General features: G+C 39.6%; 18 protein-coding genes and 1 pseudogene. 16 read left to right on the top strand and 3 right to left on the bottom strand.

Annotation, left to right across the window (positions count from 1 at the left end; all coding sequences use genetic code 11):
* Positions 1 to 28 precede the first annotated feature (28 nt).
* Together MWU78_RS10600 and MWU78_RS10595 are read left to right on the top strand one after the other, a co-directional pair.
* Positions 29 to 922, top strand: coding sequence for a LysR family transcriptional regulator (locus tag MWU78_RS10600; RefSeq protein ID WP_246997707.1), 894 nt, complete (start codon positions 29 to 31; stop codon positions 920 to 922).
* 42 nt (positions 923 to 964) lie between these two features.
* Complete coding sequence (locus MWU78_RS10595; RefSeq protein WP_246997706.1) at positions 965 to 1,516, top strand: nitroreductase; 552 nt, start codon at positions 965 to 967, stop codon at positions 1,514 to 1,516.
* Positions 1,517 to 1,525: 9 nt separating this feature from the next.
* Here the strand turns inward: MWU78_RS10595 and MWU78_RS10590 are convergent, their stop codons facing one another.
* Positions 1,526 to 2,041 carry a DUF456 domain-containing protein gene (locus MWU78_RS10590; protein ID WP_246997704.1) on the bottom strand — a complete coding sequence of 172 codons (516 nt, stop codon included), beginning with the start codon at positions 2,039 to 2,041 and terminating at the stop codon, positions 1,526 to 1,528.
* Between the two features lie 763 nt (positions 2,042 to 2,804).
* Here MWU78_RS10590 and MWU78_RS10585 point away from each other — a divergent pair.
* The 13 genes from MWU78_RS10585 (at position 2,805) to MWU78_RS10525 (ending at position 13,429) form a co-directional block, all read left to right on the top strand.
* Positions 2,805 to 3,104, top strand: coding sequence for a GIY-YIG nuclease family protein (locus MWU78_RS10585; protein ID WP_246997702.1), 300 nt, complete (start codon positions 2,805 to 2,807; stop codon positions 3,102 to 3,104).
* Positions 3,105 to 4,569: 1,465 nt separating this feature from the next.
* Entirely contained in the window at positions 4,570 to 5,046 is a 477-nt protein-coding gene (locus MWU78_RS10580) for a hypothetical protein (RefSeq protein ID WP_246997700.1), read from the top strand.
* 32 nt (positions 5,047 to 5,078) lie between these two features.
* Entirely contained in the window at positions 5,079 to 5,636 is a 558-nt protein-coding gene (gene ruvC / locus MWU78_RS10575) for a crossover junction endodeoxyribonuclease RuvC (RefSeq protein ID WP_111623759.1), read from the top strand.
* A gap of 186 nt (positions 5,637 to 5,822) precedes the next feature.
* The gene (locus MWU78_RS10570) at positions 5,823 to 6,188 is read left to right on the top strand and encodes a four helix bundle protein (protein WP_246997698.1); all 366 of its coding nucleotides are present in this window, start codon (positions 5,823 to 5,825) and stop codon (positions 6,186 to 6,188) included.
* Positions 6,189 to 6,220: 32 nt separating this feature from the next.
* Entirely contained in the window at positions 6,221 to 7,354 is a 1,134-nt protein-coding gene (gene hemW / locus MWU78_RS10565; RefSeq protein WP_246997696.1) for a radical SAM family heme chaperone HemW, read from the top strand.
* A 24-nt stretch (positions 7,355 to 7,378) separates the two neighbouring features.
* A complete protein-coding gene (locus MWU78_RS10560) occupies positions 7,379 to 8,128 on the top strand; it encodes a cyclase family protein (protein WP_246997694.1) in 750 nt (249 codons plus the stop codon).
* Between the two features lie 11 nt (positions 8,129 to 8,139).
* Entirely contained in the window at positions 8,140 to 8,499 is a 360-nt protein-coding gene (locus MWU78_RS10555) for a DUF4260 domain-containing protein (RefSeq protein ID WP_246997852.1), read from the top strand.
* Positions 8,492 to 9,115 carry a DUF4230 domain-containing protein gene (locus MWU78_RS10550; protein WP_246997692.1) on the top strand — a complete coding sequence of 208 codons (624 nt, stop codon included), beginning with the start codon at positions 8,492 to 8,494 and terminating at the stop codon, positions 9,113 to 9,115. The genes MWU78_RS10555 and MWU78_RS10550 overlap by 8 nt, the downstream gene beginning before the upstream one ends.
* A 109-nt stretch (positions 9,116 to 9,224) precedes the next feature.
* Complete coding sequence (locus tag MWU78_RS10545; RefSeq protein WP_246997690.1) at positions 9,225 to 9,620, top strand: Dabb family protein; 396 nt, start codon at positions 9,225 to 9,227, stop codon at positions 9,618 to 9,620.
* A gap of 9 nt (positions 9,621 to 9,629) precedes the next feature.
* Complete coding sequence (locus tag MWU78_RS10540) at positions 9,630 to 10,157, top strand: GNAT family N-acetyltransferase (RefSeq protein WP_246997688.1); 528 nt, start codon at positions 9,630 to 9,632, stop codon at positions 10,155 to 10,157.
* 18 nt (positions 10,158 to 10,175) lie between these two features.
* A complete protein-coding gene (locus MWU78_RS10535) occupies positions 10,176 to 10,535 on the top strand; it encodes an MmcQ/YjbR family DNA-binding protein (RefSeq protein ID WP_246997686.1) in 360 nt (119 codons plus the stop codon).
* Positions 10,536 to 10,569: 34 nt separating this feature from the next.
* Positions 10,570 to 12,342 carry a DNA mismatch repair protein MutS gene (locus tag MWU78_RS10530; protein ID WP_246997684.1) on the top strand — a complete coding sequence of 591 codons (1,773 nt, stop codon included), beginning with the start codon at positions 10,570 to 10,572 and terminating at the stop codon, positions 12,340 to 12,342.
* A gap of 85 nt (positions 12,343 to 12,427) precedes the next feature.
* Entirely contained in the window at positions 12,428 to 13,429 is a 1,002-nt protein-coding gene (locus tag MWU78_RS10525) for a metal-dependent hydrolase (protein WP_246997682.1), read from the top strand.
* A gap of 192 nt (positions 13,430 to 13,621) precedes the next feature.
* Here the strand turns inward: MWU78_RS10525 and MWU78_RS10520 are convergent.
* A pseudogene (locus MWU78_RS10520) lies at positions 13,622 to 13,995 on the bottom strand (DUF4407 domain-containing protein); the annotation flags it as partial.
* Between the two features lie 347 nt (positions 13,996 to 14,342).
* Between MWU78_RS10520 and MWU78_RS10515 the strand changes: the two are divergent.
* Positions 14,343 to 14,762, top strand: coding sequence for a CBS domain-containing protein (locus tag MWU78_RS10515; RefSeq protein ID WP_246997680.1), 420 nt, complete (start codon positions 14,343 to 14,345; stop codon positions 14,760 to 14,762).
* Positions 14,763 to 15,336: 574 nt separating this feature from the next.
* Here MWU78_RS10515 and MWU78_RS10510 read toward each other — a convergent pair.
* Entirely contained in the window at positions 15,337 to 17,538 is a 2,202-nt protein-coding gene (locus MWU78_RS10510) for a M56 family metallopeptidase (protein WP_246997678.1), read from the bottom strand.
* Position 17,539: the final 1 nt, after the last annotated feature.

Here is a 17,539-nt window from a genome sequence, read left to right as displayed (position 1 = left end):
ATACTATTAATATACACACTTAATAACCATGGGTTATCAATTGGAGCTCCGACATTTTAAATATTTCTTAGCGGTAGCAGAAGAGTTACATTACAGAAAGGCTGCCGAAAAATTATGTATTTCCCAACCTGGCTTAAGCCGACAGATTAAGCAAATGGAGGAGATATTGGACGTAAAGCTATTTATTCGGACGAAAAAGAAAGTAGCCCTGACAGCAGCGGGGGAATATCTGAAAAGTGAAATTGAGTTCATCTTAAATCATTTGGAAGTTACCAAAAAGCAGTTGAGGCACATTCGGGATGGCAATTTTGGAGAAGTCCGAATAGGTTTTTTGGGTTCTGCCATGCAAGAAGTGATTCCCGATCTTTTGATAAAGTTAAAGGATAGATTTCCGGGAATCCAGACCAATTTGGAGGAGTTGTCCAACAATGCCCAGATCAATGCCATTGTAAAGGATAAATTGGATATGGGGTTTGTACGTACGGCCAGAGTACCTGAAGGATTGAATCTTCAACCGGTCTATACCGATACTTTTTCTGTTGTTTTGCCGGAACTATATCCATTATTGACCAGGGAATTCCGGGATGTAGGGCAATTGGCGGAAGAGAATTTTATTCTTTTCGCCCAAGATTATAGTCCGTTGTACTTTGATACAGTCATGAGCATTTGTGAAGATGCCGGATTTACCCCCAAGGTTTCCCATAAATCTGTGCATGCCCAGACTATTTTTAAGCTGGTGGAGAATAATTTGGGTATAGCCATAATACCCACTTCCTTACAATACGGGTTTCAGATGAAGGTGAAGTTTATTGAGCTAAAGAACATTCCTCAAAGAGCAGTGCTATTCGTTTGTTGGAAGGAGGATAATAGGAACCCTGCCCTGCGGCATTGTATTAATTTATTGTTAAACCAATCGCGCTAGGGGATTTAAAACCTTAGTTTGTAATATTTAAACAGAGAGATTATGATTTTTGATATAATTAAGAGGCGCCGCTCGGTTTTTCCGGCACAATATAATGACAAACCCATTAGCAAGGAGTCTATAGAGAAGGTCTTGGAGGCTGCCAACTTTGCACCAACCCATAAAAAAACGGAACCTTGGCGTTTCCGCGTGCTACAGGGAGAGACTAAAGAAAAATTAGGCTTGTTCCTTTCTTTAAAATATATGGAAACCGACCCCAAACCCAAGCAGTTCAAGGTAGAAAAGTTGATTCAAAATCCTAAAAAAGCTGGGGCTGTTATAGCAATATGTATGCAACGAGATCCCCAAGAGAGTTTACCAGAATGGGAAGAGGTTGCAGCAACCGCCATGGCGGTACAAAATATGTGGCTCTGTTGTACAGAGATCGGCATAGGTAGCTATTGGAGCTCCCCGGGGCTGATTAAATATATGGACGATTTTTTTGAGCTGAACTCTGGAGAGGTATGCCTAGGCTTTTTCTATATGGGCTATTATGATGAAGAAATTCCGGTGGTCAGCAAAGGCCCGTGGCAGGAGAAAGTAACATGGATGTAGAAATGCAGGTTAATTAAAAAAAGGAAATAAGTCCGATTTATATTCCCAAGCTTTAAATATAAATAGGCCTAAATACATTATGGCGACCATAAATTTCAGGAAGGTACCGGTTAAAAACCCTAAAAAAGAACCAAAGGCGGCCTTTAGGGCCGTTTTTTGGTCTGCTTTGTTAATAAGCTCTCCCACTAATGCCCCTAAAAAGGGCCAAACAATGATGCCTGAAAACCCTAGAACAGGAAATATTAGGGCTGCCAAAAGTCCAATTGTGGTACCTATCATACCCCATTTGCTTCCCCCGAATTTTTTGGTTCCCCAAACCGGAATAATGTAGTCCAGGGTAAAGACCAAAATGGCAATGGCCAAGGTTATTCCCAAAAAGACCCAATCATCAGGAATGGCTTTGGTAAGGTAGAGGAGGAGTAGGCCTACCCAACTTATAGGCGTTCCCGGAAGTACCGGTAGAAAACTTCCCAATACGCCAACGAACATTAAAACAAATCCAATAATCAACAATGCAATGTCCATACTATTCTTTAAAATTCCGACGGGAATACGTTCTCTGTTTGACGAAGATAGGGAGGATTTGTTACATGGATAGGGAAGGACTGGGGCATTCACTTGGACATGAGTTGCTTTTTCCCAATGATTGAAAGTTGCACATGCTTGGTTTTGGCCAGTTTATATTTCAAATTGTGGTTGAAGTTAAGCACACAATTCAAATTCACGTTAGCTTCTAATGCGATTTAGCTCATGACATTTTATTTCATGGGTATTCGTGAACCTTCGGTTTCTCACCTTCGTTCGAAATGACTGTAGTAGTCACTTCGACAGAGTCCCTTTTTGGGACGACGAGAAGTCGCACATACAATGGTTTTAATCAATGCATATTTTTTATAGTTCAATGCTGAAAATTTATGCACACAATTGATGTTTTGGTTTAGTTACAAGTGAGATTTCTTGTCGCTATCGCTCATTCGAAATGACTGGAGATAGTCACTTCGACAGAGTCCCATTTCGGGACGACTAGAAGTCGCACATATTGGTTATGGTTTGGGCACATTTTCATTATTGTTGTTAGGAGTGAATTGCAGCGCATAATTCAAGTTCAAGTCGAGCTATCAGTGCGATTTAGCTCATGACATTTTATTTAAGGGGTATTCGTGAACCTTCGGTTTCTCCTCGCTATCGCTCATTCGAAATGACAGGGGAGGTCATTTTGCTATGAGGAGTTTATCGAATAATTATGAATAATGAACTAAATTTGGGTAACACTAACACGAGCTTCTAATTGTTTTACAATCATTTTGTATATATAACCACAAACGAACATCGTACAACCCTCTATATAGGAGTGACCAATAATATACAGCGTAGGTTATCCCAGCACTATTTCGATAGTCAAAATTCCAAGAAATCTTTTGCGGGCAAATATAACTGCATTTATTTGGTGTATTACGAAGGTTTTGAAAACCCAAAAGATGCCATAGGGAGGGAAAAGGAAATTAAAAAGTGGCGAAGGGATAAGAAGAATACTCTTATTTCAGCTTTTAATCCTAGGTGGGAATCCTTGAATAATCAGATTGTTTAATTGGATTACAATAATGAATCGTGCAGTCACTTCGACATGAGTTGCTTTTTCTCAACGATAGAGAAGTCGCACAGGTTTTGGTTTTAATTTTGGTATCCTATATTTCATGTTCATAGTGGTAGTTACATCGCGGATAACTTTCAAAACTTCGTTGAGCTACTTGTGTGATTTCTCCTTAGCAGTCGAAATGACTGGAGATAGTCACTTCGACAGAGTCCCATTTAGGGACGACGAGAAGTCGCACATACAATGGTTTTAATCAATGCATATTGTTTATAGTTCAATGCTGAAAATTTATTCACACAATTGATGTTTTGGTTTAGTTACAAGTGAGATTTCTCGTCGCTATCGCTCTGTCGAAATGACCAGAGTGGTCACTTAGACAGAGTCCCATTTTGTGGATGACGAGAAGTCGCACAAGATTGGCGCGGAACTATTAAAATTTAATATTTTGTTTTAAGACATATTACTTTTTTCCCTTTAATTTACAATTTTCGTACAGCTACCTGTGTGATTTCTCCTTAGCAGTCGAAATGACTGGTCCAGTCACTTCGACAGAGTCCCATTTTAGGGACTCCCGATGCGTATCGTGAGAGAAGCCCCCGCTCGTGCCTACATGTATTCAGTATTGGAAGGCTCAAGTACGAGTGTGACGCTCTAACTAGCTTTAGGGTTTTCCTAATTTAAGTTGTCTATTGGTAATATTATGTGCTTTCCCAGGACTTGGGCTTACAATCCCTTCCGTCTCCTCGGCTGCTGGCCGAGAATCCACCTTCCCTTATCCAAGGGAAGGAGCCAATTGTTATTATTATTAAACTCAAAGTTTTATTGTCACACAATGTAATGCTAAAAAAAAGCCCCTTCCCCTAATCAGGCCTGTCCTGCGTTTTCCGCGGGAGGACAAGGTGGGTTCGACAAAGGAGAAGCCGGAAGGGGTTAGAAACGCTGACCTTTTCGTGTAATGAAAAGAATGATGCGCAGCCATAGCTCCTGCGGGATAAAACATCGATCAACGAAAGGCTACCGAACGGACATTCCCAAATTCGGGAAGTACTATGATTTGTGACTCCCTTTATCCCTGCCATGCTCGAAGACAGGCAACAACGCACTACACGAACGACGGCCATTTTGCAAGGGTGTATACAAAGATAACAACGTCATCCCATATTTGTGCATTTTTCAAAAATGTTAGGTCTCAAAATGACTGAGATAGTCACTTGGACAGAGTTCTATTTAGGGACGGGGTATTGCCCACTACTATGCTTGTTGTTACGGAACAACAGAAATACCATATTACCAATAAGTAAACGCTACTATTTGTTTCTATAGGGTAGCCACTGTGCTGTTGGTAAGGTTATTTCTTGAAAATTGTAGCCCATAGGATTAGACTATTGAGGAGGAAATTGAAGGCTACACCCCTTAATTTGATCAAAAAATTGTAATTTCCGCCCAGAATCTGGCATACATGAGGAAAGTTGCGGTTTTGGCTTGTTTTTGTCTTTTTACCTCTTGCGACTGGTTTACTTCCAAAGAAGAAAAAACCCAAGAATTGGTAAACGAGGAAATGCGCAGTATAAATTTTAATGAGGTTGATCGCTATCCATTATTTGACAACTGTGATGAAATGTTGGACAAGGAGGGGCAGTTGGAGTGTTTTCAAAATACACTATTGGAGCAGTATACGGAGACGTTGGAGGATTTTGAGTTTCAATTTGTTTCCGATATCAATACCTCTATATATGTGGATTTTTTGGTGGACTACAAAGGTGAAATATCCGTTTTGGAAGTGCAACGCAACCAGGATATTGAAAATCAGATCCCGGAATTTCGCACTATCATCACTCAAAGCTTAAAAGGATTGCCCCCATTATCGCCCGCACTAAAACGAGGGGTCCCGGTTTCCTCAAAATTCAGGATTCCTATTATTGTGAATTCCAATTGAAATATAAATCTAGAATATAAACAATTCCTTCCTTGGCAAATGAAAAGATAATATTGGGAATAGACCCCGGAACCACCATCATGGGCTTTGGCCTCATTAAGGTGGTGAATAAAAAGATGGAGTTTCTTCAGATGAACGAACTCCTACTTCAAAAATACGATGACCCCTATACCAAGCTAAAACTCATTTTTGAACGCACCATAGAGCTTATAGATACTTATCACCCAGACGAAATTGCTATTGAGGCACCTTTTTTTGGAAAGAACGTTCAGTCCATGCTCAAACTCGGCAGGGCCCAGGGAGTAGCCATGGCCGCAGGATTATCGCGACAAATCCCCATAACGGAATACCTTCCAAAAAAGATTAAAATGGCCATTACAGGAAATGGTAACGCCAGTAAGGAGCAGGTGGCCAAAATGCTACAGAGCGTTTTGGGCTTAAAATCGCTTCCCAAAAATCTGGATAGTACCGATGGCCTGGCAGCGGCCGTCTGTCATTTTTATAATGAAGGCCGAATAGAAGTAGGCAAAAGTTATAGCGGTTGGGATGCCTTTGTTAAACAAAACGGAGACAAAATCAATAAACAATAAACAATTAGCAATTGTCAATAATATATCATGGGTAATGATAGTAATCCTTTAGCCGATATATAGTGAACAGTAGTCAGTAAAAAGTAAATAGTGGGATCAATGCCAACCGTAAAAATATTGGCCAGACCTCTATGCCAATTAATTTGATGACATTATTTTTAATGTATTGAACAATAATCAGTAGTTATGAGATTTCAGGATTTAATGGCTTATAAAAAATCTTTTGCCTTGGCTATGAGGATTTTTGAGATTTCGAAAACATTTCCTAGAGAAGAAAGATATTCCTTGACCGATCAAATAAGAAGATCTTCCAGAAGTGTTTCTGCTAATATTGCTGAATCTTATGCTAAGCGACTTTATCCGAAATATTTCATCAATAAATTAACTGATAGCGATGCTGAGAATTTGGAAACCCAAGTATGGATGGAATATGCGATGGAATGTCAATATATTAAAAAGGAAATATTCGATGAGATGGTAAGTGAAAGTCAGGAAATCGGGAAGCTAATCTATTTTATGATTAATAACCCTGAAAAGTTTGGTTCCAAATAGGTTAATTTTACTGACCACTGACCACTGTAAAAATGAGCGGCATCTACATACATATTCCTTTTTGCAAGCAGGCCTGTCACTATTGCGATTTTCATTTTTCCACTAATATGGGGAAGAAAGAGACTATGATATTGGCACTGATAAAGGAGTTGGAATTGCGGAAGGACGAGTTTAAGGATGAAGTTGTAGAGACCATTTACTTTGGGGGTGGAACGCCATCGGTGTTGGATACCATAGAAATCGACCGGATAATTGGGGCAGTTTATAGTAATTGTACCGTAGTAGCTGATCCTGAAATAACTTTGGAAGCCAATCCGGATGATCTGTCGAAAGATAAAATAGAGGAATTGGAGAAATCGTCCATCAATAGGCTAAGTATCGGTATACAATCCTTTTTTGAGGAGGATTTGAAACTGATGAATAGGGCACATAATGCCCAGGAGGCTGAAGCATGTATTGCCCTGGCACAGGTTTATTTTGACAATATTTCCATCGATCTTATTTATGGCATTCCAGGAATGACCAATGAAAGATGGATTTCCAACATAGAAAAGGCATTGGCCTTTGGAGTACCCCACATTTCCAGCTATGCCCTTACCGTAGAGCCTAAAACCGCTTTAAAGACATTTATAGACAAAGGACTTGTCCCGCCTTTGGATGATGAATTGGCAGAAGCCCATTTCCATATCTTGGTCCAGAAATTGTCAGCAGCGGGATTCGTAAACTATGAAATTTCAAATTTTGGGAAACCCGGATATTTCTCCCTCAATAACACCGCGTATTGGCAAGGAAAAAAATACCTTGGGATTGGACCTTCCGCACATTCGTACGACGGAATTAGAAGGGGTTGGAATATTAATAACAATGCAAAATATATAAAAGCGATTGCCCAGAACGAGCTGCCCATGGAAACTGAGGTGCTGTCCAAAACAGATCGTTACAACGAATATGTCATGACTGGTTTACGGACCATTTGGGGTGTATCCCTGGAGCGAATAAAAACCGAGTTTGGCCAGAAATTTTATGCCTATTTGACGCAACAGGCCCAAAAAAAAATAGAGGACGGATTACTTTACATAGAGAATGATCGTTTATTGGTCTCGAAAAAAGGCAAATTTTTAAGTGATGGGATTGCAGCCGATTTATTTTTGATTAACTTGTCCTGAGCACGATTAAGAAGTTCAGCATACATGAAAACCATTATAAAACACAACACCAAAAATTATACAATAGATCTTTCCAAGCCCTTGGACATCTCTATTCCCATTACAGGAAAGAGTACCAATGTAAATGCATGGTATGTGGAACCGCCGAAAATTGAGCCCCATACCGAAGGGGAATTTATTGGGAAGGTCTCCGAAGGTGCCTCGACCAATTTCAACGATATTAGTTTTAATCCTCATGCCCATGGCACCCATACGGAATGCATTGGTCATATAACGGAAGAGTTCTATTCCGTAAATAAAAGCCTTTCCAAATTCTTTTTTATGACCGAGGTCATTACCATAGCCCCAGAAAAGATAAATGGGGATTTTGTAATCTCCAAAAAGCAATTGCAATATGCCTTGGGCAATAAAAATAGGGAGGCAGTGGTCATTCGGACCATCCCTAACCTTAGGGACAAAATGACTAGGCAATATGCCAATACCAATCCCCCATATTTGTTGGAATCCGCCGCCCAATTGTTGGTAGATAAAGGAGTGGAGCACTTATTGGTGGATCTACCTTCTGTGGATAAGGAAAAGGATGACGGAGCCCTATTGGCACATAAAACTTTTTGGAACTACCACGGAAAACGGCGGTTGCAAGCAACTATAACCGAGTTTGTTTTTGTGGCCAATACCATTGCGGACGGGAAGTATTTTCTAAATTTACAGATGGCGGCGTTTGAAAATGATGCCAGTCCCAGTAGACCCGTTCTATATTTAATAGAGGAGTGATGCACAATGGGATGCAATTACTTTTAAAAGCAGAAGAATTACTAATGTTTCTTTTGGGAATTTATCTATTTGGTATGTTGCCTTATAGCTGGTGGTGGTTTGTTGGGCTAATTTTGGCACCAGATATTGGGATGCTTGGCTATCTTATGGGAAATAAGATTGGTGCCATAGGATATAATACATTTCATCATAAAGGCTTGGCCATCGCTATTTATTTTCTCGGTATTTATCTTTCATTACCTTTGTGTCAGTTAATAGGGATTATCCTTTTTTCCCATGCTTCCATGGACAGGATATTTGGTTATGGACTTAAATATAACAAGGGGTTTAAATACACCCATTTAGGAGAAATAGGTAAGGCAAATGAGTGATATATTGGAACTTTTTTTGGGTCTTATTCTCGGGGCCATTGCAATGTACTGGGTGTTTTCCTTTTTTCGAAAAAAAAGGAGTAAAGAGCTAACGGAACACCAGTCGACCATTCTATTGGATAAGATAAAAAGCGTTTGTAAACTAATAACCGTAGAAGGTGATTTCGCTGAAATTTATCGGTACGAAAACACCAAGGAACGCTTTCTGAGTCTAGTAAGCAGTAAGAAGAAGGCATTGATCATCATAAACGCCAAGGCACATATTGGTTTTGACCTAAAGAAATTACAAATGCATGCCGATAATGATAAGAAGAAAATTATTCTTACCAATTTCCCGCAGGCTGAAATTTTATCCATTGCCCCTGAATTACAATTTTACGATATACAGAACGGACTTTTCAATACTTTTACACCTACAGATCTTACTTCGTTAAATATGGAGGCAAAGCAACATATTAGGGATAAAATTCCCCAAAGTGGTCTAATGGATACGGCCAATAAGGAGGCCTTGGAAGCTGTACTGTTAATCGAAAAGATTGTGGAAACCATTGGTTGGAAACTAGACTATTCTGCCTTGGAAATGAGCCAGCGCAAAAAGCAGGTTTTAGATCAGTAATTTCCTTTTGTCCAAAGGGTCCAAATTGGATAATTGTTTTTTATTTTAGCAGTTTAAGAACCAATCTTATTGGTGCAGACTTGGGGCACTATTAAAAACAATCCTAATTATGAAAACTATAATTTATACTGTAATATTTTTAACAATGACCGTATACAGCTATGGTCAAAACAAAGAAAACATGAAGAACTTTGATTCCAATTATGTGCACACCGTTTATTTTTGGTTAAAGAACCCAGATAGTGTGGAGGATAGAAAGGCTTTTGAGACATCTATCTTGAAGTTTATGCGAGATTCCAAATATGCCAAGACCAACTTTGTAGGTGTACCCCCTAAAGCAACGCGCGATGTTGTAGACGGATCCTTTACTTATTCCTTGGTGGTTTCTTTTGAATCTGCAGATGCACAGGCAAAATATCAGACCGAAGAAGCCCATAACCTATTTGTAGCGGAATCCAGTAGTTTATGGACCAAGGTAATAGTGTACGATTCCCTAGGAATTTAATCTTTTGTTATGTTGACGTATAGGCAGGCCAAGGCCAGTGATTATTTAGAAATTGCCAAATTGCACGTAAAAAATTGGCAACAGCATTACAGAGGTGATTTTAGTGATCATTTTTTGGATGTGGAAGCTGAACTGGAGAGAGAAGAGGTTTGGAAAGATAGACTAAGCAATCCCTCTCCTAATCAAGTCGTTTTGGTAGCTGAACGGGATGGGGAAATCTGCGGATTTGCTTGTGCCTTTCTTGAGGATGATGCTGAACACGGTACCTTATTGGACAACTTGCATGTGTTGGCGACGGTCAAGGGAAAGGGAATTGGCAGACATTTGATGGGCATGGTGGCCCAAGAAGCACTGAAGAAGAAACCCAAAGGGAAATTGTATTTATGGGTGCTAAAGAACAATACCAGCGCTATGGCCTTTTATGAGCGTTTGGGAGGAGTTAATTTTGAAACCGTGGCAGGAAATGACATCGGTGATCAGGAGGTGCTTAAATGTAGGGTAACATGGGATAGTTTAAAAGAGCTGGCCCGTTGGTGATTCCATAGAACCGATACTATGAATATAGAGGAATTTAGGGAGCATTGTATCAATAAAAAGGGAGTTACGGAAGAGTTTCCATTTGATGCCTCAACCTTGGTATTCAAGGTGATGGGTAAAATGTTTGCCCTTGTACCCTTGGAAAGGATTCCGTCCCAGGCTAATTTAAAATGCGATCCTGAAAGAGCCATTGAGCTGCGTGAAACCTATGACGGTAAAATCATTCCTGGATACCACATGAGTAAGGTACATTGGAACACTCTTTATTTGGAAGGGCTAGCTCCGACTTTGGTCCTTGAATTAATAGACCATTCCTATGAATTGGTAGTTGCCGGGCTAACAAAGAAAGTGCAAGTCGAACTTAGGGCATTGGATTGATAATATTTAAATTATTCACATTTTAAATTCCTAAATGGAAGACTTAAAAGTATTTTATAAAAAAAGAGTTGAAGCTCACCGGGAGCTATTAGGCAAGGTAAAACAGCGACTAGCCCTATCAAGTACGGTTCGATTGATTCTTTTTGTTGTTGTCATTACCTTGGTCTACCTTGTTTTTGGTGAAACAAAATTGGTCCTTGGGATAATTATCGTTACCATCGGCATATTCCTATATCTGGTTTCCAAGCATACGGACTTACAGTACGAACGGGATATGTTATTGGCGTTGATAAAAATTAACGAAACTGAGATTCAGGTGCTGGAACGCAATTTTTATCATCTTCCCGACGGTTCTGACTACAAGAAGCCTACACACTATTTTGCCCAGGATATTGATCTGTTTGGAAAAGGTTCGTTTTATCAGTATAGCAATCGCACCGCCTTGAACCAAGGCAGTGATATGTTGGTGGAAATGCTCTTGTCCAATAATATCGATGGTATTGAGTCCAAACAAAAAGCAGTGGAGGAGCTTGCAAAAATGTCCGATTGGAGGCAGCAATTTTCAGCTATTGCTATCTTGGTTAAAACGGATACGACCACCAAGACCATAGTTTCATGGCTCAAAGGGTACAAGGCCTATGTTCCCAAGGCAATGCGTTTTCTGCCCAATCTATTTTCCCTGGTTTCCGTGATTTTAATCGGGGGCTACTTGTTGGGAATTTCACCGGGTTTTCCCATTTTTATTATTCTTTTGCTCGGTTTGTTGATCAGTGGTTTTTACCTTAAAAAAACTTCAATTTTGGCCTCAGATGCCAATAAGTTACAAAGCACCTTTCAACAATATCAAAAGTTAATTCTGAAAATAGAAGAAGAGGAATTTACTTCTGACCTTTTAAAAGAGAAAAGGAATAGTGTTGTTTCCAAGGAACAGTTGGCATCAAGGGTGTTAAAGGAATTCTCGGAAATACTCAGTGCATTGGATCAACGAAACAATATGTTTTTTGCTTTGCTAGGTAATGGATTTTTTCTTTGGGATTTGCGTCAAGCATATAGGGTAGAGCAGTGGATTGGCAAACATGGATTAAAAGTGGAAAATTGGTTTCATACCATCGCCATTTTTGATGCCTACAATAGTTTAGGCAATTTTGCCCATAACCATCCATCCTATACTTATCCTAATTTGGTGGAAAACGAGATAGTGCTGAGGTCGGAGAGGGCATCACATCCTTTGTTAGACCCCAAGAAGGCAGTGCCAAATGATATCAACATCCTTAAGGAACAGTTTTTTATTGTAACAGGGGCCAATATGGCGGGAAAAAGTACCTTTTTAAGAACGGTTTCCCTTCAGATTGTTATGGCTAATGTTGGACTTCCGGTATGTGCATCTGCAGCCGAGTATTCCCCGATTAAATTAATTACCAGCATGCGTACCACGGATTCCCTTACGGATGATGAATCTTATTTCTTTTCGGAATTGAAGCGGTTGAAATTTATCGTTGATGAAATTCAGAACGACAAATATTTTATTGTTTTGGATGAAATTCTAAAAGGGACCAACAGCATGGATAAGGCCATTGGCTCTCGGAAGTTTGTTGAAAAGTTGGTGGCCTCAAAATCCACCGGAATCATTGCTACCCATGATCTGAGTTTGTGTGAGGCTTCTGAAGACTTGCCACAGATCAAAAATTATTATTTTGATGCTGAAATTATAGACAACGAACTTCATTTTGATTATACCTTCAAAACTGGGGTTTGTAAAAATATGAATGCCTCTTTCTTGTTGAAGAAGATGGAAATAGTGGAATAGTCTACGTGGGAGGATTGCTGGGGATGAGGATATTTCCTTAACCCTTAGTTAATTCTGGCTGAGGCTTTTTGAATAAAAAACAACAATGGATTCTCTAACACAGATAGTATTGGGTGCCGCGGTAGGAGAAGCGGTTTTAGGCAATAAAGTCGGTAATAAGGCTATGCTGTATGGAGCCATTGCGGGCACCATTCCAGACCTCGACGTTTTGGCCAATTATGTTACGGATAGTGTTACGGCTATAGAATTGCACAGAGGAGTTAGTCACTCTATTTTCTTTTCGGTAATATTTGCTCCAATTTTCGGGTGGCTGATTTATAAGTTGGAGAGAAATGGACCTGCCACATGGAAAGACTGGTCCTGGTTAATGTTTTGGGGACTCTTTACACATCCCATATTGGATGCTTTTACCACTTGGGGAACCCAACTATTTTGGCCATTTGACTTGAGGTTGGCTTTTCAGAATATATTTGTCATTGATCCTTTATATACCCTGCCCTTTTTAGCGTTTCTTATAATGGCCCTGCGACAAAAGCGCGACTCGCCTATGCGTGGGCGTTATAATACCCTTGGATTGACAGTTAGCAGTGCCTATTTAGGACTGACTTTGGTGCTCAAGGGAATTGCCTTTAAAAAGATTACGGATAGTCTGGATGAGCAAGGGATAGCTTATCACGAGATGGATATTAGACCGTCTCCGTTTAATACTATTCTTTGGTCTGCGAATGTGGATGCAGGTGATGCTTACCTAATAGGGAACTACTCTTTTTTTGATGATAAGCCTGTGGAATTTAGTAGGTATCCTAAAAACCATGAATTATTGGGCAGCTTGGCTGGGAATGACAAGGTTTTGCGGCTCAAGAAAATTACCGAAGGATGGTTTACTATAAATGAGAAGAACGGTCAGTTGTTTTTTAATGACCTGCGATTTGGATTGATGAGTTTGGATCCCAATGAGCAGCAATTTGCTTTCAATTATAAGTTGGTTGCCACGGGCGGTGAACTGTTGGTAGAGGAGACCCCTAAATTAAAGCGTGATGCCAAAAAACTCATGACTGCCCTTTGGGCAAGGATGTGGGGGAATTAACGAGGGATTGCCCTTGACCTCGGGGATGCATCTCTCGAGTTAGTGGACAGATTGGTAGGTTGCCATTCATTTTTTTGTTTTACAGAAATCATGCAATTGCTGTCTTATAGGTTTCGACTGCGCTCAACCGGACAGTCAAAGTGATAATGGCCTCAATGTATTATAGATTTAGGCATGCGTTTAATGGCTCTATTAACTCTTTACTTGTACCTCATGAAAGGCATTGGCCTGTAACTTCAGCAATTCCTCAGACTTTTGTTTTTTATAATTGTAAATTTCTTCCTCCTCAGCTATTTCACCGTAAATTTTGTTGTTTAACAGAGTATCTGTTCCAATACTTTATCCCGTTGACTAACTTTTTTGGTAACCCAGGTCCTAACGGCACTTTCCTCGTCTTCCAATTTATAATCGTATGCGCCTTTTGGCGATAATAATTTTGCGATTATGGGTGATGTTTCTATGGCCAGGAACAAAAGAAAAATAAAAAAAGAGGGCAACCATGGCAATTTATTCAGGGCATTTATTCTAGCCATGAGTCCGTCGAAACCAACAATGATGGGTTGTGTAGTTGTTATTTGATCGGCCTGCTTCCAATCCTGCAAGGTTTAAAAAACCTTGTAGGTATAACGGATAGATTATGGCTCCAGTCCTGCAAGGTTTTCACAACCTTGTAGGTATCAATCTTATCTTGGGGCTTTCAAACTGCAAGTTTTTATGCCCCTAATTATTACTGGATCTTTGTTTGGGCTGACTTATATCATGTTTTAAGTAAGGAATGTTGGCGACCTTTAGTGTGTTGGTTTAAACGGGCAGAACGGACCTTTTGGTTTAATGACGAGTTCCTGCCATCTGAGTATTGGTGCTCCGATTTTAAACCCACCAAATATTGAACAATTTCAAAATTTAATTAAGTATGAAAAAAAGAGAGCCAGTATCAAAAATTATGACAACCGATTTAGTTACAATAAATCACACTAACAGTCTATTGGATGCCGAAAAATTGTTCGAAAAGCATAAGATTCGTCACATTCCAGTTGTGAACAATAAAAAGATTATTGGAATTCTGAGTTTAACGGATTTATTGCGAATTAATTTTGTTGATAATTATGGAGAGGATGAGTCCCAAGTAGACACGGCGGTCTATAATATGTTGAGCATAGAACAGGTAATGGTCAAAGATCCAGTACACATTGCCCCCGCATTGACCATTAAAGAGGTAGCGGAAATTTTGGCCAAAAAGGAATTTCATGCTTTGCCGGTGGTTGAGAATGGAGACTTGGTAGGGATTGTTACTACTACCGATTTGTTGAATTACTTATTGGAACAATATTAGTATTAGTATAGTTTGTAGCCAAGAGACCTTAATTCTTATTCTTAGGATATTTGGGTCTCTTGGCTTTTTTGTGTCCTGTTCCTAATCCAGCAAGGTTTTTTTAAACCTTGTAGGACTACCCAATGGTGTGCAGGGGAACGTGGCATTCCGACTTTTTTGTCGGGATGGCGGAAGGGATAGTTTGCATCCTTGGGCAATTATGATGTGGCTATTGGTGCAATCTCTATTGCTAAGGGCTTTCCACCCGCCCCGTATGCTTTCCCGACTCGAAGTCGGTAAAGAATCCACCCCTCCCTGTCCAGGGTGGGGAGCCACTTTTTTTAACTTTTTCTCGGCCTGTCCCTAATCCTGCAAGGTTTTCAAAACCTTGTAGGTATGGTGTTTGGACATCATTGCTTATCTGGTTTTCCCGTTTAGGCATTCTTCCATTCCTGCAAGGTTTTTTTTGAACCTTGTAGGTATGGAGTAAGAGCGTTTTAATTTATCTGGAAGTCTTGGTAAGCTTGGTGCTTGAGTCCTAAAAGGTTTTCAAAACCTTGCAGGACTGTTTTAAGTTTTGTTTGGAATGAGAACATCAACAACCACCCAGTCTCACGATGGGGTAATCGCTTACATCAATGCTTGGATCTTTACTCTTTCGAACCAATTCCATTGCTTCAGTCGTCTTATATTGATGAGGGCCTATATAAAAGGTCGCTCCTTTTTCGGCCAATTCCTTTATATAAATCACTGGATTAGGGTTAGGCTGAGGTGGCGGCTGAGGTACGGTGTGCAATTTTCCATAATATACGGAAGGCTCTTTTATGGCCTTTAGTTTTTGATTTTCGCTACTTTTTAAATTTGGTGCTGGAATATTATCTTCTTCCTTATTTAGTGTGGAATCTGGATTTCCAAACTCTCCCTTAGTGTCAGAATATAAAGGGACCGGATGCACATAAACATTTTCCTCCAAAGCAATATTTTTATATTCCGAGTATAATTTCATAACTTCATAATAGGTTTTTTTCAGTTCATCAATACTGCCCTTGTTCTCGTAATGGTAATTGGAGACTTCAGTCCTATAGATTTTAGCTTTTTTTAAATAGCTTTCCATGGCATTTTTTACTTTTTTGGAATAATTTTCGGTAGAGCGATGGTATGCTATGGTTGGAGGAGGTGGTGGGAAATCGGAGCTAACAACGGGTACTATTTTCGCTTTCGACACCACTTTTCTTGAGATATGATTATCGTTTCCTAACGCTTCTTCATGGTCAACGTTTGTTTCTGTCTTTGGCGGTGTTGGAACTGGTGGAATAGGACTTGATTCACTTTTTTTTATGGTTGGAACCAGCTTTGGAGCAGGAGCAGGATCAGGGGCTGGTGGAACTGGTGGGCATTCAGGAAAGGGCAGAGCCTGCTGTTTTTGCTGATTGCTCATACGTCCGTAAATAGTTTCTAATTTCTTTAGGTCCTTTAACGGAATAACCCTTGTTTCTTGGGGTTGTGCATTGTATTTTTTGGCGAGGATGTTGAATTCCTGTATTTCCGTATTGGTGGCCCCGACTTGGGTTGGGAATCTTGTTGGTCCTTTAATGTCTATGGAGGCTACGCCATAGTCCATTAAAATGGCATCTACTTGTTTAATGATATTGTCTGGAGTTTCTTTCTCTACACTAATAACGGCCCTAACGCTTTGCTCCCTTTGTTCTTTTGTTAGGTTTTGGTTGTATTTAAGTAGGTGCGATTTTAGGTCTTCGATTTTAACCAAATCAACATTGACCAACAACTGTCCTTTTTTATTAATGGCTATAGAAATTTCCTGTGTTGGAATATTTTGATTTCTTGAATCATTAATTTTTTCCTGTTCAATATCCTCTATTATTGTTTCTTGTTGGTAGTCCTGCTCAATAGTAACGGTCTCGATTTTTTGAACTTCAAGAACTTCTTTGGTGCTAAAACCGTAGAGTAGGAGGGCCATTAATGGAATTAACAATAAACCTTTAAGCCAAATGGCTTTTTTTGATGTTTGTGTTTTCATGATGACGATTCGTTTTTTGATTGATGAATAATGAAAAGTGTTTGCCAAAGGGGATGTTACGGCAATTGATGAGAATGCCAATACCAAGTTTTGATAGTTGGGAACACTAGTCCCTCTTTTTAAAACGGCCTGGTCCGCTAAAAATTCGTGGTTCAGTTTTGCCAAATGCTTTGCCCAGTAAATCAATGGGTGAAACCATAAGAGAATTTGAATCAGCTCCAACAGTAAGATATCCAAGCTGTGTTTTTGTAAGGCATGGGTTTCCTCATGCCAAAAAACTTCTTGCGGAATTTTCTGGGATTCGTAATTGGTTCTGTTAAAAAAAATATAGCTAAAAAAGGTGTGCGGAGCAATCAATTCTTGAAGCAACACGTGATGAATACGTCCCGATTTTAATTTGGGATTATACGTAATATTTTTGATCAACACCCTGAGGTTCCCAAAAAACTTTAGTGCGAAAATGAATACCCCTAAAACGTAAATGCACCATAGAATAATGGGTAATAATGGCTCGTTGTTGGTTTTGTTTTCTATGGGGTTACTAGGGATTTGGTCAATGTACGTTTCAATCAGTGACGGCTCTAAGGTTACGGTAACATATTGGGTAAAGGTGATTAAGGGAATACTTAGGGAAATGAGAAAGGCAGATAGCAGATAATATCTTTTAAAATGATGAATATGGACCTTCTCCAGCGCTAACTTGTAAAATAGCAGGAGTATGGCTAAACACGCACTAAATTTTAAAAGATAGATCCACATG

It is taken from the genome of Arenibacter sp. F26102 (assembly GCF_023015865.1).
In the GTDB taxonomy this organism is placed as follows: domain Bacteria; phylum Bacteroidota; class Bacteroidia; order Flavobacteriales; family Flavobacteriaceae; genus Arenibacter.
The sequence above is the reverse complement of the archived record's forward strand: the minus strand, read 5'-3'. Positions and strand labels throughout refer to the sequence as shown.